This window comes from Candidatus Uhrbacteria bacterium (genome assembly GCA_016187485.1).
Classification (GTDB): Bacteria; Patescibacteriota; Patescibacteriia; order UBA9934; family UBA10169; genus JACPJO01.
In genome coordinates this window covers 94,409-113,260 of the sequence record JACPJO010000003.1, presented here as the reverse complement: position 1 = coordinate 113,260, position 18,852 = coordinate 94,409, and the positions used below count along the sequence as shown (strand labels likewise).

Annotated in this window: 23 protein-coding genes; 13 read left to right on the top strand and 10 right to left on the bottom strand. The window is 54.4% G+C overall.

What is annotated here, in order from left to right:
• Positions 1-37: 37 nt before the first annotated feature.
• Positions 38-940: a peptide chain release factor N(5)-glutamine methyltransferase gene (prmC, locus tag HYW18_01435; GenBank protein MBI2484794.1), complete on the top strand. Its 903-nt coding sequence runs from the start codon at positions 38-40 to the stop codon at positions 938-940.
• 3 nt (positions 941-943) lie between these two features.
• Here the strand turns inward: prmC and HYW18_01430 are convergent, their stop codons facing one another.
• Genes HYW18_01430 through HYW18_01405 form a run of 6 tightly spaced genes read right to left on the bottom strand, consistent with a single transcriptional unit; the run spans position 944 to position 5,559 of the window.
• A complete protein-coding gene (locus HYW18_01430; GenBank protein ID MBI2484793.1) occupies positions 944-1,411 on the bottom strand; it encodes a hypothetical protein in 468 nt (155 codons plus the stop codon).
• The gene (locus tag HYW18_01425) at positions 1,408-2,436 is read right to left on the bottom strand and encodes a DUF3048 domain-containing protein (GenBank protein ID MBI2484792.1); all 1,029 of its coding nucleotides are present in this window, start codon (positions 2,434-2,436) and stop codon (positions 1,408-1,410) included. Before HYW18_01425 ends, HYW18_01430 begins: the two co-directional genes overlap by 4 nt.
• Before the next feature lie 2 nt (positions 2,437-2,438).
• A complete protein-coding gene (locus HYW18_01420) occupies positions 2,439-3,137 on the bottom strand; it encodes a 50S ribosomal protein L25 (GenBank protein MBI2484791.1) in 699 nt (232 codons plus the stop codon).
• A 35-nt stretch (positions 3,138-3,172) separates the two neighbouring features.
• Positions 3,173-3,511 (bottom strand): hypothetical protein, encoded by a 339-nt coding sequence (locus tag HYW18_01415; GenBank protein MBI2484790.1) that lies wholly within the window; start codon positions 3,509-3,511, stop codon positions 3,173-3,175.
• A 20-nt stretch (positions 3,512-3,531) separates the two neighbouring features.
• On the bottom strand, positions 3,532-4,653 hold the full coding sequence (locus HYW18_01410) for a rod shape-determining protein RodA (GenBank protein ID MBI2484789.1): 1,122 nt from the start codon (positions 4,651-4,653) through the stop codon (positions 3,532-3,534).
• Between the two features lie 3 nt (positions 4,654-4,656).
• On the bottom strand, positions 4,657-5,559 hold the full coding sequence (locus HYW18_01405; GenBank protein ID MBI2484788.1) for a hypothetical protein: 903 nt from the start codon (positions 5,557-5,559) through the stop codon (positions 4,657-4,659).
• A 68-nt stretch (positions 5,560-5,627) separates the two neighbouring features.
• Here HYW18_01405 and gyrB point away from each other — a divergent pair, with 68 nt between their 5' ends.
• The 7 genes from gyrB to HYW18_01370 all read left to right on the top strand — a co-directional run bounded on the left by gyrB (position 5,628) and on the right by HYW18_01370 (position 11,275).
• The gene (gene gyrB / locus HYW18_01400) at positions 5,628-7,646 is read left to right on the top strand and encodes a DNA topoisomerase (ATP-hydrolyzing) subunit B (GenBank protein MBI2484787.1); all 2,019 of its coding nucleotides are present in this window, start codon (positions 5,628-5,630) and stop codon (positions 7,644-7,646) included.
• A gap of 226 nt (positions 7,647-7,872) precedes the next feature.
• On the top strand, positions 7,873-8,373 hold the full coding sequence (locus HYW18_01395; GenBank protein MBI2484786.1) for a hypothetical protein: 501 nt from the start codon (positions 7,873-7,875) through the stop codon (positions 8,371-8,373).
• Between the two features lie 205 nt (positions 8,374-8,578).
• Entirely contained in the window at positions 8,579-8,797 is a 219-nt protein-coding gene (gene secE / locus HYW18_01390; GenBank protein MBI2484785.1) for a preprotein translocase subunit SecE, read from the top strand.
• Between the two features lies 1 nt (position 8,798).
• The gene (nusG, locus tag HYW18_01385; protein ID MBI2484784.1) at positions 8,799-9,344 is read left to right on the top strand and encodes a transcription termination/antitermination protein NusG; all 546 of its coding nucleotides are present in this window, start codon (positions 8,799-8,801) and stop codon (positions 9,342-9,344) included.
• Positions 9,345-9,415: 71 nt separating this feature from the next.
• Complete coding sequence (rplK, locus tag HYW18_01380; GenBank protein MBI2484783.1) at positions 9,416-9,838, top strand: 50S ribosomal protein L11; 423 nt, start codon at positions 9,416-9,418, stop codon at positions 9,836-9,838.
• Positions 9,839-9,882: 44 nt separating this feature from the next.
• Complete coding sequence (locus HYW18_01375) at positions 9,883-10,560, top strand: 50S ribosomal protein L1 (GenBank protein MBI2484782.1); 678 nt, start codon at positions 9,883-9,885, stop codon at positions 10,558-10,560.
• Positions 10,561-10,609: 49 nt separating this feature from the next.
• Positions 10,610-11,275, top strand: coding sequence for a 2'-deoxycytidine 5'-triphosphate deaminase (locus tag HYW18_01370; protein ID MBI2484781.1), 666 nt, complete (start codon positions 10,610-10,612; stop codon positions 11,273-11,275).
• Here HYW18_01370 and HYW18_01365 read toward each other — a convergent pair.
• The 3 genes from HYW18_01365 to HYW18_01355 are packed head-to-tail and all read right to left on the bottom strand — an operon-like array spanning position 11,270 to position 13,505.
• Positions 11,270-12,172, bottom strand: coding sequence for a hypothetical protein (locus HYW18_01365; protein MBI2484780.1), 903 nt, complete (start codon positions 12,170-12,172; stop codon positions 11,270-11,272). The two genes, HYW18_01370 and HYW18_01365, sit on opposite strands and share 6 nt — an antisense overlap.
• Positions 12,169-12,675, bottom strand: a complete 507-nt coding sequence (locus HYW18_01360; protein MBI2484779.1) for a dihydrofolate reductase — start codon at positions 12,673-12,675, stop codon at positions 12,169-12,171. The genes HYW18_01365 and HYW18_01360 overlap by 4 nt, the downstream gene beginning before the upstream one ends.
• On the bottom strand, positions 12,672-13,505 hold the full coding sequence (locus HYW18_01355; GenBank protein ID MBI2484778.1) for a thymidylate synthase: 834 nt from the start codon (positions 13,503-13,505) through the stop codon (positions 12,672-12,674). The genes HYW18_01360 and HYW18_01355 overlap by 4 nt, the downstream gene beginning before the upstream one ends.
• Before the next feature lie 43 nt (positions 13,506-13,548).
• Here HYW18_01355 and dut point away from each other — a divergent pair, with 43 nt between their 5' ends.
• Genes dut through gatB form a run of 5 tightly spaced genes read left to right on the top strand, consistent with a single transcriptional unit; the run spans position 13,549 to position 17,923 of the window.
• The gene (gene dut, locus HYW18_01350) at positions 13,549-13,986 is read left to right on the top strand and encodes a dUTP diphosphatase (GenBank protein ID MBI2484777.1); all 438 of its coding nucleotides are present in this window, start codon (positions 13,549-13,551) and stop codon (positions 13,984-13,986) included.
• A gap of 11 nt (positions 13,987-13,997) precedes the next feature.
• Entirely contained in the window at positions 13,998-14,729 is a 732-nt protein-coding gene (locus HYW18_01345; GenBank protein ID MBI2484776.1) for a hypothetical protein, read from the top strand.
• Complete coding sequence (locus tag HYW18_01340) at positions 14,726-15,607, top strand: hypothetical protein (protein MBI2484775.1); 882 nt, start codon at positions 14,726-14,728, stop codon at positions 15,605-15,607. The genes HYW18_01345 and HYW18_01340 overlap by 4 nt, the downstream gene beginning before the upstream one ends.
• A complete protein-coding gene (locus HYW18_01335; GenBank protein MBI2484774.1) occupies positions 15,604-16,338 on the top strand; it encodes a hypothetical protein in 735 nt (244 codons plus the stop codon). The genes HYW18_01340 and HYW18_01335 overlap by 4 nt, the downstream gene beginning before the upstream one ends.
• Before the next feature lie 34 nt (positions 16,339-16,372).
• Positions 16,373-17,923, top strand: a complete 1,551-nt coding sequence (gene gatB / locus HYW18_01330) for an Asp-tRNA(Asn)/Glu-tRNA(Gln) amidotransferase subunit GatB (GenBank protein MBI2484773.1) — start codon at positions 16,373-16,375, stop codon at positions 17,921-17,923.
• Here gatB and miaA read toward each other — a convergent pair.
• Entirely contained in the window at positions 17,868-18,848 is a 981-nt protein-coding gene (gene miaA, locus HYW18_01325) for a tRNA (adenosine(37)-N6)-dimethylallyltransferase MiaA (protein ID MBI2484772.1), read from the bottom strand. The genes gatB and miaA overlap by 56 nt on opposite strands.
• Between the last annotated feature and the right edge of the window lie 4 nt (positions 18,849-18,852).

The following is an 18,852-nucleotide window of genomic DNA, read 5'->3' as shown; positions in this document are numbered from 1 at the left end:
TCGTAGAGTCTGGCGAAAGCGAAGAATAGCCTCCTCTATGCGCGTGGTTGATTTACTCACGTGGGGGAAGGAGGAGCTCAAGGCGCACACAGACCCCGGGTTTTCCGATGTGGCTTCCCCCGCTCTCGATGCCGAAGTGCTATTGGCGCACGCCATGGGGGTAAGCAAGCCAGAGCTTTTTTCCCACTTGAACGAAACGCCCTCGGTAGAAGTCGCGCAAAACTTCCGCGCATGCGTGGATCGCCGGCTTGCGCACGAGCCCGTAGCCTACATTACCGGAAAGAAGTTTTTTTATAATCGTGCCTTTGCCGTCTCCCCCGCTGTTTTAATCCCTCGTCCCGAAACAGAGACACTCATAGAAGAAGCGCTCCGCGTCATTCGACTATACGAAGAACACCACGAGCGTATCATGCTCATGGATATCGGCACGGGGTCTGGCGCCATAGCGGTCACGCTGGCGGCAGAGACGCACGAAAAAGTCTGGGCAAGCGATCTGAGCGCGGAAGCCATCGCGGTAGCAACGGAAAACGCCCGCACGCACCATGTCCTGGACCAAATCACCTTTACAACCGGAAATCTTTTGGAGCCAGTCCTCCCCCTGCTGCGCAAACACTCCCCGGAGCACACACTCATCACCGCCAATCTCCCCTATCTTACTCGCGCGCAGTGGGAAGAGGAGGTCCAGCAAGACATCCGAGATTTTGAACCGCGTATGGCTCTTGAGGCGGGCGTATACGGACTCGACGTGTACTGGCTGTTCGCACGGCAGCTTGGTAAGGCGCGCGCCCTTCTTGGCACGTCCTGTACTATTTTGTGCGAGATAGATCCGAGTCAAGAAGAAAAAGTCCCCGTTCTTATTTCTGAACAGTTTCCCCCCGCGGAAATCCGCGTCCTCCCTGATCTCTCTAAACGTCCCCGCATCGTGCGGGCGTATCTTTAAAACCTACGGCAGGATGAAAAACACCGGCACGCGCACTTCTGCGTCGTTTTCAGGAAGGCCGGAAGGATTGTCACGCATAAGGACAAGCGCGCCCACTGTTGCTTCCCCTGGATCGAATTCGATGGTGACGAAGAACGGAACAAATTCTTCGGTCATCCAGTCCGTCTGCGCTGTGGCAATTCCCTCTCCAAGCATATTCCCTTCCCCGTCTTCTATGCGCACAGGGAAACTCGCTTCAAAAAACCAAAATCCGCGCGCCTCGCCCATCACCGAAAGAGGACTTTTCACAAGGGTATGTTCCTTTGGCGAAAGTACGCGCATGGGTGCCTCCGCTGGAGGCTCTTCTATATCCTCCGCCGGTTCTTCCACAACCACAACGGGAGCCGGTTCGAGGTTGCGTACCTTTGCTAACCCCCATGCGCCGCCGGCAAGCGCTAGCAGAAGGACAAGAAAGAAGAAAGAAAATTTCATAGAGATGTTGGTAAGATTTCTATCCACGTAGCCCCCGGGGCCATGACGGCTTCGAGTTCCGTCCCATCCGGTTGTGGGATGAAGAAGCGCAGGCGCTCACTTTGCGCCGGCTTTTCCCAACGGATGTCTTGTTCTCGTCCACGTTGGTACAGCCGTCCATTGCCCGAACCTCGCGTGCGAATGCGGCGGCGTCCAATGGCATCGAGGACTTCCACATCTGTTTCCATTACAACAACGTTGGCGGCAAATATCTTTGACTCGTTTTCCATCACGTGCGGGGATCCGTTCTGGTGACGCAGGAAAAGGCCACGCCCCCCATCATACACCCATTCCACCACATAGGGCTCCGCGCCGAAATCTACTCGCACACGCCCCGCGGGGGCTCCCGCAGCGTCCGGTTCTCCGAACTTCCATGTGTCCCACGCAGGCGCGCCGAAGGGAAACCTCTCGCGTAAACGCGCAAGGCCCTCTGCCAGTTTTTCGGTGGAAGTGTAGACGTTATGCGGAGCGTCGCGGTTATCATCGCGCCAGAAAAACCACTCGTTGGAGAACTCATCAAGATCGCGTGTGTCATCACGCTTTAGTGTCTCAAGCGCCTCTGGGCTCCCCCCCACGTGCGCAAAGAGTCCGTCTAGTTCCGCATTCCAGTCTATAAAATAGGGGCGGGCGGAGCGAACGGGACCGATGCGCTCTACAGTGCGGTCAGCCGGAAAAAAAGCAAGGAACCGCGGGATGCGCGCTTCAACCGGCGCTTCTATGACCACGGACGCCCCATCAAGCCCCGCTTGCGGCCAGGCCTCCACCATATTTTCGATCACCACCCCATACACCTGCCCCACGGGCACTTCTTCCCCTGTGGGCAGACCATCAAGCGGGTGGCGGAACAGAACCGTCGGCGCCTGTTCCTTCACCGGACCGCCGCGGAAAAAATCACGGAAAGCAAAAGCAAAAAGTGCCGCGGATAGTCCAACAAGAACGACCGCGGCACGCATCATGATTTTTTTGTTGTCGGTCCTCCGTGGCATGGTTAGGCCTTTTTGTCTTTCGCGGTTTCGGTGCCGTCTTCGCCTTCCTCTCCCTCTTCTTCCTTCTTCTTCTTTTCCACCACTTCCACCGACTCCACGTTTTCTTCCACTGCTGCATCGAGTGCCGCCAACTCTTCTTCCGTTCGAGGCTCTTCCACGGACGCAACAATATATTCAGCCAATTCCGGTTCCACATGGATCCCTTCTGGAAGCTTGAGGTCGCTCACGCGAATGCGATCTGTAAACGTAGCAAGCGCTGCAATGTCCACATCAATGGAGGAAACAAGCGCGGCAGGAAGCGCGTGCACGGGAAGCTCATGCATTTCGGCAACCAGCGTTCCGCCAAGCCCCTTGACCGCCGGCGCCTCGCCCACAAAGTGAAGCGCGATTTTAGCTTCCACCTCTTTCGTCAAATCTACAGCGTGAAAATCCACGTGATCTACACGATCCGAAACAGGGTGCAGAGCAAATTCGGCAATGAGCACCGGGTACGTCGTGCCGCCCTCCACCTCAAGATGCAGAAGTCCAGACGTACCGGCTTTTTCGTAAGCCTTCACGAAGGCGACGCGATCCACAAGCACCGGTTCGGGATTCACTCCCGCACCATAGACCACGGCCGGAACTTTACCTGCTTCACGTAAAACATTAGTCTTTCGACCGAAAATGCTTCGCTTCTGTGCAGAAAGAGAAATACGTTCCATATCGCGCGCTATCGTGCCGTATTCACAAGAGTCTGTCAAGCAGACCGGACAAGGCGCGCTGAAAGTGCCGCGGGATTCTGGAAGAATTGGTAGGCCTCAAGAAGTTCGTCTTCATCGAGAGCCAGAGAAAGCGTCTTGCGCCCAAGATCATGCACAGACAAATCTGTCACCACACCCACAGAACTCACCATTTCCCCGTTTGTCATGAGGAGCATGAGAATGGCATGTTTGCCGTAATCACAATGTACATACAGAAGCTGAGTGTCGCCATCGCTTTCAAGCACGCGGCCGCGAAGAGACACGTCGCGTCGTTCACACACAGGGCAAAAGGAGACAAGACACACGGCCTCTTTGGACAGTGGGCGGTCACTCATATAAAGCGAGTGTAACACATTCACGCTTGTCGCGTCCCCTCCCCTCCCCCTGTACGAGAAAGGTGTGCGGCCGTACTTTGCGCCATCCCGATCAGACACAAAAAAAATATAAGAGAGGATCCGCCATAGCTCACAAACGGCAGCGTAATGCCTGTCACGGGAAGCAAGCCAAGATTCATACCGACGTTCACAAAAAATTGGATGAACAGCACGGCTGTCGTTCCAAGAAGGAAGAGGCGCAAAAAATCATCGGGAGCACGCGAGGCCAAACGAAGCAAACGCCAGAAGAGAAGGGCGAACGCGGCACACAAAAGCGTAAGGCCCACAAACCCAAGTTCCTCCGCCACGACAGCAGCCACGAAATCTGTATGCGCCTCCGGAATAAACCGGAGCTGACTTTGCGAGCCAAATCCAAGCCCACGACCAAACCACTGGCCGGACCCCACAGCAATCATCGCTTGCGTCACATTGTAGCCCCCTCCAAGTGGGTCCGCCGCCGGGTGAAGAAATGACAGCAAACGTTCCTGTTGATAGCCCGCGAGAAACTGCCAACCGAGCAATCCAAGTACGAGGAAAAGAGCGCCGAGGGCGAGAACTTGTCGAGAAGTTATGCGCGAACACAGAAGCAAGATGCCCCAGACGCCCACAAGCACCAGAGCAGAACCGAGGTCCGGTTGCAGAAACACGAGCACGACAGGAATGCCAGCAAGCAATCCGGTGTGCGCAATATCACGCCACGCAAGAACAGCGGACCTTCGTCGTGCCAGACGATGGGCCAGGCCGAGAATGAGCGCGATCTTTGCAAACTCCACCGGTTGAATGTTAAAGCCCGGCAGAACAAACCACCCGGTCGTGCCGCGAATCGTCTCCCCGAAAAAAAGCACAAGGACAAGGAGAACAACGCCGAGGACGTAGAGGTGAAGACTCAAACTTTCAAACCATCGGACATGCGTAAGCGCAAGGCCAAGCCCGGCAAGCGCGCCAACCAGAAGAGCGATCGCTTGCTTTTTCACGGAGAGCAGATCCCCTACCGGCAAAGACAGAGCAACAGAATAGATCGCCGCAAATCCGATGGCCACAAGGGCCACAACGGCAAGCACCATCCACCAATCAAATTGTCGCCAGGCATGTCCCGAAAACATGTTTTAGGGGTTCGACGAGAGTGAAGGCGGTAAATAGGCAGAAGGAGTAAACAGATCGGGACGCGGGAGAACATCCACGCGTGTCACCGACGGGTATGTCCCAAACCACGACAACTCAACCGTGCGGCTCTCCCCCGCCTCAAGATTTTCGAACACCGTGTGGGTCGCTCCAACAATAGCCTCGCCTCGGCGCAGCAGCACGACGGCAGGCACCTCCCAATACCCATAAGCCCCAGCGTTTTTTATGGTAAAGAGGGAGCGGCCAACCGGAACATCGCCCGAAAAGACGGCGGGGAGAAAGGAGGCGTCGGTAATCTGAAAAAGCGCGCGCTCCGCCATCCACGCAGAAACATCGGGGATGGTATGCGGGTCAATGGCATGCCACGTAACCTGTCGCGTCCGCAGAGTGGGGCGAGAAAGTGTGCGGTCATGCGGGACAGCAAGCGCCAAGAGCGCCGCCTGTTCCTTGGGGTAGATGTTGACAAACTGCGGTTCGCCAAGCGGTGTCTCGCCCGAAACATATTGATACTCCACCCGCGCCCACCAACGATCGTTGGGGTTCTCCACAAAGGAGAGAAGATCCACAAAACCTTCCTTCGCGGAAAGTACCAACGGCTCGCTAAGCGGCCGGATAGGCTTTGCGGCAAACACCTGGGCGTTCTCACGAAGATCATTGGGATTCTCGATGGCAAGCCCGCGCACAAGCGCCCGTTCCGTTTCGTAGCGGAAGAAAAACGCATCGGCAAACACCCATAACGCAAAAAAGAGAAGCGCTCCTGCTGCGACTGCCCAAAGGATAACCCCCAGACGCCGGGCGCGCTCTTTGTGCTCCACCCACCACGCCGCCCGCGTCAAAAATTTTTCCGTCTGCCGCGTCTCTTGGCTGGCCGAAAGAAAATCCTGCATAGCGGTTTCATTATATCCGAAAAAGGCTTTTCAGGCACCTTATCCTGTGATACCCTACGGCCATTCCTATGGCGGCAAAATCCTCTTCGGCCGAATACGGCGCGAAACAAATCCAAGTTCTGGAAGGCCTCGACCCCGTGCGCAAACGCCCGGGTATGTACATCGGCTCCACGGGTCCCGCAGGCTTGCACCACCTTGTATGGGAGGTCGTGGACAATTCGTTTGATGAAGCCATGGCGGGGCACGCCAAAGTCATTACGGTAAGTCTCCTCCCCAACAATCGCGTAAGCGTGGAAGACGACGGTCGCGGTATCCCCGTAGAGACTCATGCACAGTTTAAGGTGTCTGCCCTCGAACTCGTCCTCACAAAACTTCACGCAGGAGGAAAATTCGGCGGCGGCGGGTACAAGGTGTCCGGCGGTTTGCACGGAGTTGGTGTCTCCGTTGTAAACGCGCTTTCCACATGGTTGAAAGTCGAAGTGAAGCGTGACGGATTTTTGTGGGCGCAAGAATATGCGTGCGGCAAACCGACATACAAGGTGCGTAAAGTAGAGAAGGCGAGAGGCACGGGTACAAAAGTTATCTTTGAGCCGGATGCAAGTATTTTTGAAACTGTGGAGTTCGACGTCAAGACCGTCCTTGATCACCTGCGCCAGCAGTGTTACCTCACGAAGGGTATCAAGGTTGTCGTAGTGGACGAACGCACGAGCGAGCCTAAACCGTATGCGTTTTACTTTGAGGGCGGAGTGGCAAGTTTCGTGCGTCATCTGAATCACAACAAGGAGGTCCGTCACGAAAACGTTTTTTACGTACATAAAGTAGATGCCGCAAGCGAGATTGAGGTAGAGACAGCTCTGCAATACACCGATGAATACTACGAATCGCTCTTTTGTTTCACGAACAATATTTACAACCCAGATGGAGGATCGCATCTGGTGGGGTTTCGCGCGGCGCTCACGCGCGAGCTTAACACCTATGCCCGCAATAAAGGATTCCTGAAAGAGAAGGACACCAATCTGTCAGGGGACGACGTGCGCGAAGGGCTTACAACGGTGATCAGCGTGAAGCTGCGGGATCCGCAATTTGAGGGACAGACAAAGGGAAAGCTCGGCAACCCAGAAGCGCGCACGGCTGTGGAAGCTGTATTTGCCGAGGCGTTTGCCGTGTACCTGGAAGAGCACCCACGTGATGCCGAAGCGATCTTGCAAAAGTGTCTGCTTGCGGCCGAGGCACGGCGGGCAGCACGGGCAGCACGCGATACCGTTTTGCGCAAAGGCATGCTCGAGGGACTCACGCTGCCGGGCAAGCTGGCGGATTGCGCGAACCGCGATCCCGAACAGTGTGAACTATTTATTGTCGAGGGTGACTCGGCTGGTGGCTCCGCCAAACAAGGACGCAATCGTGATAACCAAGCCGTCCTCCCTTTGCGTGGAAAAATCTTGAACGTGGAGCGCGCACGACTCGACAAGATGCTGCAGAACAATGAAATAAAATCTCTCATTATCGCGCTTGGCACGAACATCGGCGAGCAATTCGACGTGGGCAAGTTGCGTTATCATCGCGTCGTCATTATGACAGATGCCGACGTGGATGGCGCTCACATCCAGACGCTTCTGCTTACCCTGTTCTACCGTTACTTCCCAGAGCTCATTCACAAGGCCCACATTTACTTGGCGCAGCCACCGCTCTACCGGGTGAACTGGGGCAAGAATGCGCGTTACGTGTACTCGGATGATGAAAAATCGCGTGTGCTCGAAGAACTTGGCGCATCTAAAGAGAAGGCTAAGAGGGCTGGGGCCGAAGAAGGCGGGGACGAGAACGCGGGCGCGCCGGAAGGGACCGGGGAGACCATGAGCATCGGCGGACTTAAAGTAAACATCCAGCGCTACAAAGGGTTGGGGGAGATGAATCCTGACCAACTATGGGAGACGACGATGGATCCGGCACATCGCACACTCCGGCGTATCACTATTGCGGACGCCTCGGCCGCCGACGAAGCTTTTGAAATTTTGATGGGTTCCGAAGTCGCCCCACGAAAAAAATTCATCCAAACTCACGCCAAGAGCGTCAAGAATTTGGACATTTAGGATAACCGCAGACTCCCCCTTCTCTCTACGTCATGACTTCGTTCTCTCTTAGTGATCTCTAAGAGAGAACTGTGGGTGCGGGCGCCGAATTGGGCGCCTTTTCCTTTTCGCGACAGGTTCTCTCTACAGATTCTCTCTAAGTCATGACTTAGTGGTCACTAAGAGAGAATTGTTGGTATGGGGGGGTTTGACCACGCACGAACTTTTGTGCTGAAATGGCCACACCATGCGACACGACGTGTTCATCGGCCTTTCCATGAGTAGCATCCCCCATTCCCTCTGGCAGAGACGCCAAGACGAGGTCTGCGCACTCGTAGACGTCCTTGAGACGCACCGGCTCTCCGTCTACTGCGCCGCACGCGAAACGCAGGCACGCGGACGATTTTCCTCCGGCCCCGAAGCAATCGCCAGAGACATCGACGCCCTAAAACACAGTCACATCATGGTGGCCTTCTACCTCGAGCCCACGAATTCGAGCCTCCTTGTGGAGATCGGCGTGTCTATCGCGCACGGAACCCCGCTCCTTCTGTTCGCCCGCCAACGCGAACACATTGAGCAGATAGGGCTCGCCTTCCCTCGGTGCAAGATGGGCAGGTTGACTCACCCACGTCTGTATGTGAGTACGCAGGCTATTAACCCCTTCAACGGGGCTACGACTTCTCTCATCCGGCGATTCACGAGAAAGTATCGAGAGACTCGCGCTCCGCTTCTCGGGTCGTCTAGGTAGAATCTCCCCCTCCCTTTATAGGCGCCGAACTGGGCGCCTTTTCCTTTTTGTGACAGATTCTCTCTAAGTCATGACTTCGTTCTCTCTTAGTGATCTCTAAGAGAGAACTAAGGGTACGGGTGCCTTTTCCTTTTTGCTTGACGCTGTACAGTGGTTTGTGTATCCTGTCTCCAATCGCCCGAAGGGGCATTTTTAAATACCCAATATGTCCGATGCGACAAAACGACTTCTCAATAACCGGCTCACGCGGTATCTACGCGAGTCCAAAGAAGAGCTCGAAAAAGTCACGTGGCCCAACCGCCGCGAGAGTACGTCCTATGCACTCCTCGTCGTAGCTGTGAGCGTAGGACTTGGCGTCTTCTTCTTCCTGCTCGATATCGTCTTTGGCAAAGGCCTTGCCCAGCTTATCCGCCTCGCCTCTTAATATGGCAAAACAAACCGCACAACTTGGCCGCCGGTGGTACGCCATTCACACCTACTCTGGCTACGAGGAAAACGTCGCGCACAACCTGAACCAGCGTATTGACTCCATGGACATGTCGGACAAAATTTTCAACGTCCTCGTGCCCAAAGAGAAGAAAATCAAAATCAAAAACGGCAAACGCCGCGTGGTAGAGGAGAAGATCTTTCCGGGCTACGTTCTCGTCGAAATGGTCGTAACAGATGATTCGTGGTATGTGGTACGCAATACGCCAAACGTTACAGGCTTCATCGGCACCGGCACCATTCCCACCCCCATATCGGAAGAAGAAATGACGTCGCTGCAGAAGCGTATGGGCGTAGACGAGCCGGAATACAAACTCGATGTACGCAAAGGCGATACCGTGCAAATTTCTGACGGGCCATTTAAGAATATGGAGGGTAAGGTTGCCGACGTGGACGAAGGCCGCGGCAAAATTAAGGTTCTTGTGTCCATGTTCGGTCGCGAAACCCCGGTCGAGCTCGACTTCTTGCAAGTGAAGAAGGTATAGGGTAAGCTCGGGCCACTTACTTAAGCGATGGTTGTCCCCACCGGGGAAATCCATTATAAACAGAACGCTTTATGGCTAAATTGGTTACGCAAATTAAGCTCCAGATTAACGGCGGAGCCGCAACCCCCGCACCGCCCGTAGGTCCCGCACTTGGCCAGCACGGTCTCAACATCGCTGATTTCGTGCAGAAGTTCAACGCAGCCACTCAGGACCGCCGTGGCGAAGTCGTGCCTGTTGTCATCAGCGTGTTCGACGATCGGAGTTACACGTTCATCACAAAAGTCGCTCCCGCGTCCGACCTCATCAAAAAGGCAGCGGGTATTCCAAAGGGTTCTGGAAAACCGTTGACGGAAAAGGTGGGTAAGATCACAAAGGCGCAGTTGCGCGAGATCGCGCAGAAGAAAATGCCCGATCTCAACGCTAACGATGAAGAAGCAGCAATGAAAATTATTGCCGGCACCGCGCGGCAAATGGGCGTGGACATTGGAGAATAACTTAACGAAGTGGGAGCCGAAAGGCGCTTGACCACACAAAAACTATGCGAAGCAAACGATACAAAGCGGCCGCAACCGGCCTCGATCTCAAAAAACTCTACACGCCTGCCGAGGCGATAGAGCTTGTGAAGAAGACGTCGAACGTAAAGTTCGATGCCAGCGTGGAGGTCCACGTACGCCTGGGCATCGATCCGGGCAAATCGGATCAAAGCATCCGCGGCACGATGAACTTGCCGCACGGCACGGGAAAGACAAAGCGCGTCGCCGCATTTGTAGAACCAGATAAAGAGTCCGTGGCAAAAGACGCGGGAGCTGATGTGATCGGCGGCGAGGAACTCATTGCCATCATCGCCCAAAAAGGAACATTCGATTTTGATGTTGCAGTGGCAACGCCAAGCATGATGCCTAAGATCGCGAAGATTGCGAAAATCTTGGGCCAGCGCGGCGTCATGCCAAACCCCAAGACCGACACCGTCGGTGCGGATGTAAAGAAAATGGTAAGTGAACAGAAAGCCGGAAAAGTAACGTTCCGTAATGATGCCACCGCCAACGTGCACCAGATCATCGGAAAAGTCTCGTTCGATGCGACAAAGCTCCTCGAGAACTTCCACGCGCTCATCGAGCAGTTGCGTAAAGTGAAACCCGCAAGCGCAAAGGGTATCTACTTCCGCTCCGTGACGCTGACATCCAGCATGGGTCCCGGAATAAAAGTGAGTGTTTAGAAAAAGCGCTCTCGACATCGAGAGCGCTTTTCGTTATTGTTTCGTCATTATGATTCTCACCCGCAAAGAAATCCTCGCCGAAATGGGTGCCGGAGCTATTCGTTTCAGCCCGCCCATTGACCAGTTCCAGCTACAGCCTCATGCTGTAGATCTTCGGTTGGGATATAAGTTTTTGATCCCCCGCAACTGGCACCAGGAAAAGGGCGGTCGACGCGCCATCAAGACCGCCATCGACCAGAGCGATGTACACAAAGAACAATACGAGGAGATCACGCTCGAACCGGGACAATATTTTGAATTGACCCCAAACGAGTTCGTCATCGGCACAAGTCTTGAGCGCGTGGAGCTTTCCTCCCCTACCCTTATGGCCCTCCTCTTCCCCCGCACCTCCACGAATCGCCGCGGCATCAATCTTTCCCTTTCAGGCATTATTGACGCGCACTATAAAGGCAACCTCATCTTTCCCATGAAAAATGAGGCGGGTAACCAAGTCATCCGCGTGTATCCCGGCGAACGGGTGTGCCAGATCATGTTTCAGACGCTCATTTCACCGCTCACGCTCGAGGAGGCAAACAAACACGGGCTCACGCAAGCAAAGTACAGCAACACCGATGAAAGCTACAAACTCGATAAAGATGAAGAACGCCGCATGATCGTAGAGGGAAAACTCGAGGACATGAAGTCTACCTATCGCGTGCCCCTCTCACTGTTATAGCTGCTTCAGAACATTTTTAAGTTGCCGGCAGGCCTCCGGCCAAGATTCAAATTCCACAAGATACACAACAGAGGGATACCCGGCCATGATGCGCGGGATTTTTTTCCCTTTTTCGACAAGGATGACAGCAGGCTTCCCGGCACTGTGCGCCATCTCCATCTCTGCTCCAACACCAAAGGACGGTGACCCAAGATAAGCAACAAGTACGTCCGACTCTTGAACACGTTTTTTATCCACGTCGTAGATCTCACTCGGGGAATGTACGGTCGCCTTAAGAGGATCTGTGTGTTCGTGAGGGCAATACATCTCCACACCCACTTCACCCGCGGCGATCTTTAACTGAGAATAGAAATCTCGGATTTCCGCCGGCGCATAGGTAAGACCGCAACTTAAATATGCCGTCTTCACGGACGGAACAAGAGTTTTTGCATACACCCGATCGCGGGAAAATTCTTCGTGGGCATTCTCCAACAAATACACATGCCGAATCCCTGCCTCCATCATTGTTTTCCAACACGGCTCGCATGCCCACCAATGTCCATACATGTAGAGATCGGCCCCTGCGACATCTATTCCTGCCTCTTGTGCCGCCTTGATCGTTTGTTGTTCGGCGTGCCCAGGCGAATCATGATGGTGGCAGAGGTCGTACCCCTCGCCGGATTTACACTCACGAACAACACGCGGACAGATATGCACGAACGCTTTTCCCTTGTTATAGCCATTTCCGGCTCGCGCCAAAACTTTCCCCTCCCTCACAAGAACAGCCCCCACAGGATAAATCTGGTCGCCGGAACACTCTTCCTGCGCCCCTTTCGCCGCCTGCATAGACAGGTCATTTATCCCGGCAAAAAGAAACTGTTTCCCCTCTGGCAGATAAGGATATTGAGGCTCACTCATATTTTCTTATAATGAAGCAACACAGCCCGATTCCCAAGCTGTTTTGTCCCGACCAACTCTACATTCATCCGCGCAAACCCCTCAGCAAGAGGAATTCCCGCCCCAAACAAGACCGGTTCAATGGTGAGATACAACTCGTCCACGAGTCCGAGCGAGAGGAACGCACTGTACACCGAAGCTCCGCCAGCAATGACCACTTGCGAAAATCCTCGCTCCTCAAGTTTGCGAAGAATCTCCGTTGGCTCGGCTGTGGTGAACTCAAGCACGTCCGGTTGTGAGGGAAAATCCGCCGGGGTGCGAGACATGACAACAGTCAGCCGTCCTGGAAGCGGCCGTCCAATGGTCTCGTAGGTTCTCCGGCCCATGATGAGTGCGCCGATCTCCTTCGTCTTCTCCACAAAAAACTTTGTATCTTCTTTACTCGTCCAATCAAGCGAGGATTGGTCGGCTCGCTCGGCAATGTATCCATTGGCACTCATGGCGGCAAGAAGAATAACCTTCATAGGGCAATTTGCATTTTCGCAAGGGGTTCAAGAGGATGGTACTCCTTTTTGAAAAGTTCAAAAATATCTTGAACAAGTTTTTTATCCGCCTCGAGAGCTCGTTCAAACGATTTCAACGGAAGCTCAAGGTGGATAGGCGCATGCTCGTGAAACCGGTTGGTAACCTCTTCTGCTTGCGCAAAGTGGTTACCGTAGATATGCGCGTGGGAAATGGAGTGCGTATAGATGCCCGGACGAACCGCAAGACGTTGGGCCAAAATGCTCGCAAGAAGCGCAAAACCCGCCACATCATGCGGCGCCCCGAGCATCATATCGTTGCTGCGCACCACATTGTGCATATTGAGCCTTCCGCCGATAATATTGACCACATACGTAAATGGGCACGGCACATTTTTCTTCTTGGGCGCCGTAAGTCCGTCCCCACTCGGATCCCACGTTACGACAACTCCTTGCCGCGAGGTAGGCTCCTCCTCCAAGTGACGCACAAGCTCTATGAGCTGATCGCGCTCAAAATGGCGCCGCCAACGATAGCCATACGCGCTTGAGATCGTGCCATCAGCTTCCGTGAAGTCGTCCCAGATTTTTGTGAACTCGCGCAAAAATCCCTCCGTCTGCTGTTCTCCAGTAAGAAACCATATCTGCTCGGCAATGAAAAGCTTAAGGGGAATCTTGCGTAGAGTGAGGAGCGGGAATCCTTCTTCTAAATCTACCTGAAACGTCAAACCCGGAAGCGAACGTGTGGTCGTCTTCGTGCGCTCGTGAAACTCCTCCACCCCCTCCTGCATAATCCGGGAAATAGCCGCTTGGTACTGGTCGTCAAATGACATCATAGTGGGGATAGTATAACACGCCTCCATGCTATAATCCTGCCGTATGCCAAGCCTCTCGGTGCGGATAAGACGGCTCTCGCCCGACATCCCCACTCCTGCGTATAAAACCGCCGGGGCATGCGGTTTTGATATTGCGGTCTCCGAAGGCGGCGTCCTCGCTCCCGGCGAGCGGAGGAAATTCCCCACGGGCTTGGTCGTCTGTGTCCCAGAGGGGTATGTTCTGCTCCTTTGCCCCCGTTCAAGCAATGCAAAGAAAGGCATCCAACTTGCCAACAGCGTAGGCGTCATTGACCCTGATTACTGCGGTCCCGATGATCAACTGCATGCTTATCTATACAACATCGGCACAGAACCCTATACCGTAGAGAAAAGCGAACGCGTGATGCAAGGGCTATTTGTCCCCGTGGCGCACGCAACATTTGAAGAAGTCGAGGATCTTGCGGCGCCAAACCGTGGCGGATTTGGGACAACGGGGCGCTAATTTGGTATTATATGAAGCGGTTGTTTCTTGCCATAGAGGGTAACGAGGCTGCAGGAAAAAGTTTTTTAGTGGATGCGGTTCGTGCGTGGGCAGAGAGTCAGAGTAAACGTGCGCTTGATCTTGTCGCGTTCGGTGCGAAGCATCATCGTCTCCCCCTCCCCGAAGAGCTTGACGGTTTTGACATTCTGTTAAGCCGCGAGCCGTCACCCGCATGGATTGGCGAGGCAATTCGTTGGGAGTTCGTGCAACGCGATGCCCGGCCTTACAGCGGGAAAGAGATTGCCGAGGCGTTTGCGCTTGATCGCCTTGTTCTTTACCGGCGTGTGCTGATTCCCGCGTTTGAACGCGGTATGGTTGTCTGCTCAGACCGCTCGGTCGCCTCTTCCATCGTCTACCAGCCGATTACGGAACCCGACCCTCTTTCGCTTGAAGAGATCATCAGCCTCCCCGGCAATCATCTCGCCCTTGAGTACGGCCCTACGCACCTTGTTGTCGTCCTCGCTGACCCACACGAGGCCGCAGGGCGCATTGCGGAGCGCACGCATAAACAGGACAATGCTCGTTTCGAAGTCCTGCCGTTCATGCAAAAACTCGACGAGCGCTATCGAGCCCCCTGGTTTCAGACCTTTTGGCAAAGCCGTGGCGCGCACATCTCCCTTCTGGACACGAGCCACACCGATACCTCCCAAACTCAACACGAGGCACAAAAAATTATCACCTCCATCCTTTCTACCTCTCTATGAGCGAACCCATTTCCGTCGGCCAAGTTATTGATAAAAGCTGGCTCACCTACCGTGCGCATTTTTCCGAACTTGTAAGTATCAGTGGTTGGCTCTTAGTAAGCGTAATCGCCTCCATCATCGGCCTCTCTTTTTCCCCGCCAGCCGCTTCTCTCTACGCCAGTCTTACCTCCTTTTCGGCAACCGAAACGGTCGGCACGGTTTTGCAAATTCTCAATAACTTTCTTGTCGCTCCGATCCTCTATATCTGGATCTTTGCCGCCACCGCGCGTTTCCTGCGCGCACGAGATCACGGCGGTTCGACAAAACTCTCCGCTGTCGGCCGCGAGGGGTGGAAGCGATTTTGGCCTCTCACCTGGGTTACGATTCTTTTCAGCGTCCTTATGCTCGCTGCCTTTCTGCCGCTAGCCCCCGGACTCCTGTTTCTTTTCGGCGGAAGTTTCCTTCCCTCTCTGGGAGCACCGGTGAGTTCGCTCGGCACACTTTTGCTCATCCTCGGTGTGTTTGCCAGCGCCTACCTTGTCTTGCGTTGGGGCATCCGTTATTACTTCGCGCCGCTTTCCCTCGCCTACAATGACATGCAGGGACAGAGCGCTTTCATGCACAGCCGGCGCCTCGTTGCCGGACGCTTCTGGGAGACGCTTATCCGTCTGGTTCTGCCGAAAGTCCTCTACTTCATCATCTTCGCTGCCGCTCTTTTTATCTTGGTGATTTTCGGCGAAGTACTCATCGGTGCCGTGTCCGGACTCAACATTGAACTCCATGCCCGACTCTCCACCATAGTTTTTAGTCTGCTTGTCGGACTCCAGAGCATCGTCCTTAACCCCCTTGTGATGATCACCGATTACGTTGTCTTTCAAGACATCGAAAAACGCGTATGAAGCCGCTCGGGCAATTGCTTGGCACGGCGTGGGAGATTTACACGGGTCAGAGCGCTGTGTTTCTTGGCTATACCGCCTGGGTGCTTGTCCCTTACGCTCTGCTCATCCTGCTCGAACCGAGTATCCAAGATACGGCGTGGGAGATTCCGATCGAGTGGACGCTGAACGTGGCACAGACAGCGCTCATCCTGTGGGCCGTCATCGCCATTACGATCTTGACCTGGGCCATCCTTCGCAAGAAAAAAGTGAAGTTGGAATTAGTCGGGAAAAAAGCCTGGCAGCTGGCACCGATCTTTGTCGTCATCCAACTCGTGAACGGTCTCATTGTTGTCGGAGGCTCTTTGCTCCTCATCATTCCGGGACTGGTCTTCTGGATTTGGTATGCCTTTAGCGCGCAGGAAGTCGTGCTCCACAAGCAACACGGGCTTGTTGCCCTCTCACAGTCTCGCAACCTTGTGCGCGGCCGTTTCTGGCACGTCGCGTGGCGTCTGGTGGGTGGGCACGGATTTCTGGCACTTGTGTACTTGTTTTTTACCGGCGCGCTTGTGGGAATTGTGAGCCTCCTCACCGAAGGTCCCTCTGTGCTGATAAATCCATCCGACATCCCGCTCTGGCTTGAGGTGCTCGTGAACGTTATTGAGATTGTCTTCATGCCGCTCGTGATCGCCTACTCGACGGTGCTCTATTTTGACTTGCGAGAAAGTGCGCCCAAAGAGCCGGCGCGTACTTGAGCCTCGGCGCCCGAACTGGTACGATCCACGCCGTATGCGCTACGTTCCTATCATCGGACTGGAAGTACATATTCAGTTGAAGACCGCTTCAAAGATGTTTTGTCGTTGCCCCAATGGGGAGACAGATGCGCCGAATACCTTGATTTGCCCCATCTGTCTTGGGCACCCAGGAACGCTTCCCGTCCCCAATCGCGAGGCCGTCTTTATGGGCATGCGCCTTGCCACAGCGCTTTCAAGCCGTATCGCTTCGCGGTCAAAGTTTGATCGCAAGCATTACTTTTATCCGGATCTTCCCAAGGGCTACCAAATTTCTCAATTCGATCTTCCGCTTGGAAGCGGTGGAGAAGTCCACGTGGAGGTACCGGAAGAGAAAACCACTGTGCGTGTTGGCATCGAGCGTTTGCATATGGAAGAAGACGCGGCCAAAAACATTCACGCCGGCGTTGAGGCGGGCGGCAAGACACTCGTGGACTACAATCGAAGCGGCGTGCCGCTTATTGAGCTCGTAAGCAAGCCCGATATGCGGTCGAGTGCACAAGCGAAGGCCTACCTGGAACAAATTCGCACCCTTGTGCGCTCACTCGACATCTCTGAAGCCGACATGGAAAAGGGACACATGCGCTGTGACGCCAACGTGTCACTCCGTGTTCTCGATGACAACGACTCCGTGGTTGGTGCGGAGTTGAATCCGAAGACGGAAATCAAAAATCTCAATTCCTTTCGCATGGTGGAGCGCGCGCTCAATTTTGAAATTGCACGACAAACAGAGCTTTGGGAGAGTAACACACCGCCTCTCGAAACTACCACACGCGGGTGGGACGACGTAAAAGGCAAGACAGTCCTTCAACGGACAAAAGAAGGGTCAGCAGAATATCGGTATTTCCCCGATCCGGATTTGCCTAAAATGGAATTGGAAGAATTCGTGAGCGAAGTTGTGGAACATTTGCCAGAACTCCCTGCGGCAAAGCGCGCGCGCTTCATGGCCGAGTACGGCCTCGGTGCTCCAGACGCAAAACTTCTTGTGGAAAGCCGTGCACTCTCCGTCTACGTGGAACAGGTATTTTCCGAAATCTATGACTGGCTACACTCCCTGCCAGAGTACCAATCAAAGAGTGAGGAGGAGAAAGTTGCGGAACGCAATCGCATGGCAAAAATCGTCGGCACGTGGCTCCTCAACAAATGGGTAGGGCTTTTGCATGAGCGAAAGCACACGGTGGAAAAAACACCGATCTCGCCGGAGAACTTTGCCGAGCTGATTGTGTTGTTGGCACGAGGAGAACTTACAAGCGCCAACGCCATGACCGTATTGGAGCGTATGACGCAAACCGGTAAAGATCCAAGCCATATTATGGAAGAAGAAGGTCTCGGAAAGTTGGATGATGCCGGAACACTCGCTACGGCGATGAGCCGCGTCATTGAGGAAAATCCGGGGGAGGTCACGCGCTATCTTGCCGGCGAGGAAAAACTTCTTAAATTTTTCATGGGGCTTGTCATGAAGGAAACGGAAGGACGCGCTGACCCGGGCGTACTTATGAATCTCGTGAAAGTAGAGCTTGAGGCAAAACGAAGCGCGACGCAAGTGTAACGGCCTCCTCTGCCGTTTTCACCCAGTGGACTTCCCCTCGTCCCCTCCACCAGGTCCTCTGCCGTTTGGCAAGCGTCCAGGTGTGTTTTTTTATGCATTCCACGGCAGACTCGAGCGAGATCTCTCCGACAAAAAATTGGCACAACTCGCGGTATCCAATCCCCGTCATGGCTGACGCGGAACTCCCATAGGTATCGAAAAGAGCGCGGACTTCGTTCACCAACCCTTGCGAAAGCATTTGGTCTACGCGCAACGAAATGCGCTCGCGGAGTTCCTCCTCTTCAACATCCATCCCGATCCAGAACGGCTCGTAAAGCTTGGGGCCTTCTTTGCGTTGCTCCCAAAACGGCCGGCTAGTTTTCATCGTCACCTCGAGTGCACGAATGACTCGCCGTTTATTGAAGCGGTCAACGTGCTCTGCCCCTTCCGGATCCAATCGCTTATAGTCGGCAAAAAGGTCACCAAGCGTCATGATGTCAAGCGTCGCGCGAAGTGCGGGGTCAGGGGGAACCTCTGGGAGAGAGAGATTCCGAACCACGGCGTCCACCCATAGCCCTGTCCCGCCTACGAGCACAGGGACGCGGTGGCGGCGGAGCATATCCTTGATTACCTCCCACGCATACTGTTGAAAGTCCGACACGTTGTACTCGTCACGTGGTGATGCGAGATCAAGGCCAAAGTGCAAAACATCCTCCACAACGATAGGTCCGCGCCCCTCCCCCAAAAACTCTGGTCGCCAACGTGGATCTTCGAGCAAGAGAGGTCTCCCTGCAGGTTTTGCCGCCCCGATATCCATCCCCCGATAGACCGTACGGGAATCGCAGGCAAGCACATCTCCCCCCACCGTCTTGGCAATTGCAACTCCCGCGGATGTTTTACCGCTTGCGGTAGGGCCCACAATAACAAGGATTTTCGGCAGAGACATAATG

Excerpts from the sequence above, each read along its gene's own strand:
- HYW18_01430 (MBI2484793.1), bottom strand. The coding sequence starts at position 1,411 with ATGAAATTTTCTTTCTTCTTTCTTGTCCTTCTGCTAGCGCTTGCCGGC.
- nusG (MBI2484784.1), top strand. The coding sequence starts at position 8,799 with ATGGCAAAACAAACCGCACAACTTGGCCGCCGGTGGTACGCCATTCAC.
- HYW18_01415 (MBI2484790.1), bottom strand. The coding sequence starts at position 3,511 with ATGAGTGACCGCCCACTGTCCAAAGAGGCCGTGTGTCTTGTCTCCTTT.
- HYW18_01370 (MBI2484781.1), top strand. The coding sequence starts at position 10,610 with ATGATTCTCACCCGCAAAGAAATCCTCGCCGAAATGGGTGCCGGAGCT.
- rplK (MBI2484783.1), top strand. The coding sequence starts at position 9,416 with ATGGCTAAATTGGTTACGCAAATTAAGCTCCAGATTAACGGCGGAGCC.
- HYW18_01410 (MBI2484789.1), bottom strand. The coding sequence starts at position 4,653 with ATGTTTTCGGGACATGCCTGGCGACAATTTGATTGGTGGATGGTGCTT.
- prmC (MBI2484794.1), top strand. The coding sequence starts at position 38 with ATGCGCGTGGTTGATTTACTCACGTGGGGGAAGGAGGAGCTCAAGGCG.
- gyrB (MBI2484787.1), top strand. The coding sequence starts at position 5,628 with ATGGCGGCAAAATCCTCTTCGGCCGAATACGGCGCGAAACAAATCCAA.
- HYW18_01355 (MBI2484778.1), bottom strand. The coding sequence starts at position 13,505 with ATGATGTCATTTGACGACCAGTACCAAGCGGCTATTTCCCGGATTATG.
- dut (MBI2484777.1), top strand. The coding sequence starts at position 13,549 with ATGCCAAGCCTCTCGGTGCGGATAAGACGGCTCTCGCCCGACATCCCC.
- HYW18_01425 (MBI2484792.1), bottom strand. The coding sequence starts at position 2,436 with ATGCCACGGAGGACCGACAACAAAAAAATCATGATGCGTGCCGCGGTC.
- HYW18_01420 (MBI2484791.1), bottom strand. The coding sequence starts at position 3,137 with ATGGAACGTATTTCTCTTTCTGCACAGAAGCGAAGCATTTTCGGTCGA.
- HYW18_01360 (MBI2484779.1), bottom strand. The coding sequence starts at position 12,675 with ATGAAGGTTATTCTTCTTGCCGCCATGAGTGCCAATGGATACATTGCC.
- HYW18_01395 (MBI2484786.1), top strand. The coding sequence starts at position 7,873 with ATGCGACACGACGTGTTCATCGGCCTTTCCATGAGTAGCATCCCCCAT.
- miaA (MBI2484772.1), bottom strand. The coding sequence starts at position 18,848 with ATGTCTCTGCCGAAAATCCTTGTTATTGTGGGCCCTACCGCAAGCGGT.
- HYW18_01405 (MBI2484788.1), bottom strand. The coding sequence starts at position 5,559 with ATGCAGGATTTTCTTTCGGCCAGCCAAGAGACGCGGCAGACGGAAAAA.
- HYW18_01335 (MBI2484774.1), top strand. The coding sequence starts at position 15,604 with ATGAAGCCGCTCGGGCAATTGCTTGGCACGGCGTGGGAGATTTACACG.
- secE (MBI2484785.1), top strand. The coding sequence starts at position 8,579 with ATGTCCGATGCGACAAAACGACTTCTCAATAACCGGCTCACGCGGTAT.
- gatB (MBI2484773.1), top strand. The coding sequence starts at position 16,373 with ATGCGCTACGTTCCTATCATCGGACTGGAAGTACATATTCAGTTGAAG.
- HYW18_01375 (MBI2484782.1), top strand. The coding sequence starts at position 9,883 with ATGCGAAGCAAACGATACAAAGCGGCCGCAACCGGCCTCGATCTCAAA.
- HYW18_01340 (MBI2484775.1), top strand. The coding sequence starts at position 14,726 with ATGAGCGAACCCATTTCCGTCGGCCAAGTTATTGATAAAAGCTGGCTC.
- HYW18_01345 (MBI2484776.1), top strand. The coding sequence starts at position 13,998 with ATGAAGCGGTTGTTTCTTGCCATAGAGGGTAACGAGGCTGCAGGAAAA.
- HYW18_01365 (MBI2484780.1), bottom strand. The coding sequence starts at position 12,172 with ATGAGTGAGCCTCAATATCCTTATCTGCCAGAGGGGAAACAGTTTCTT.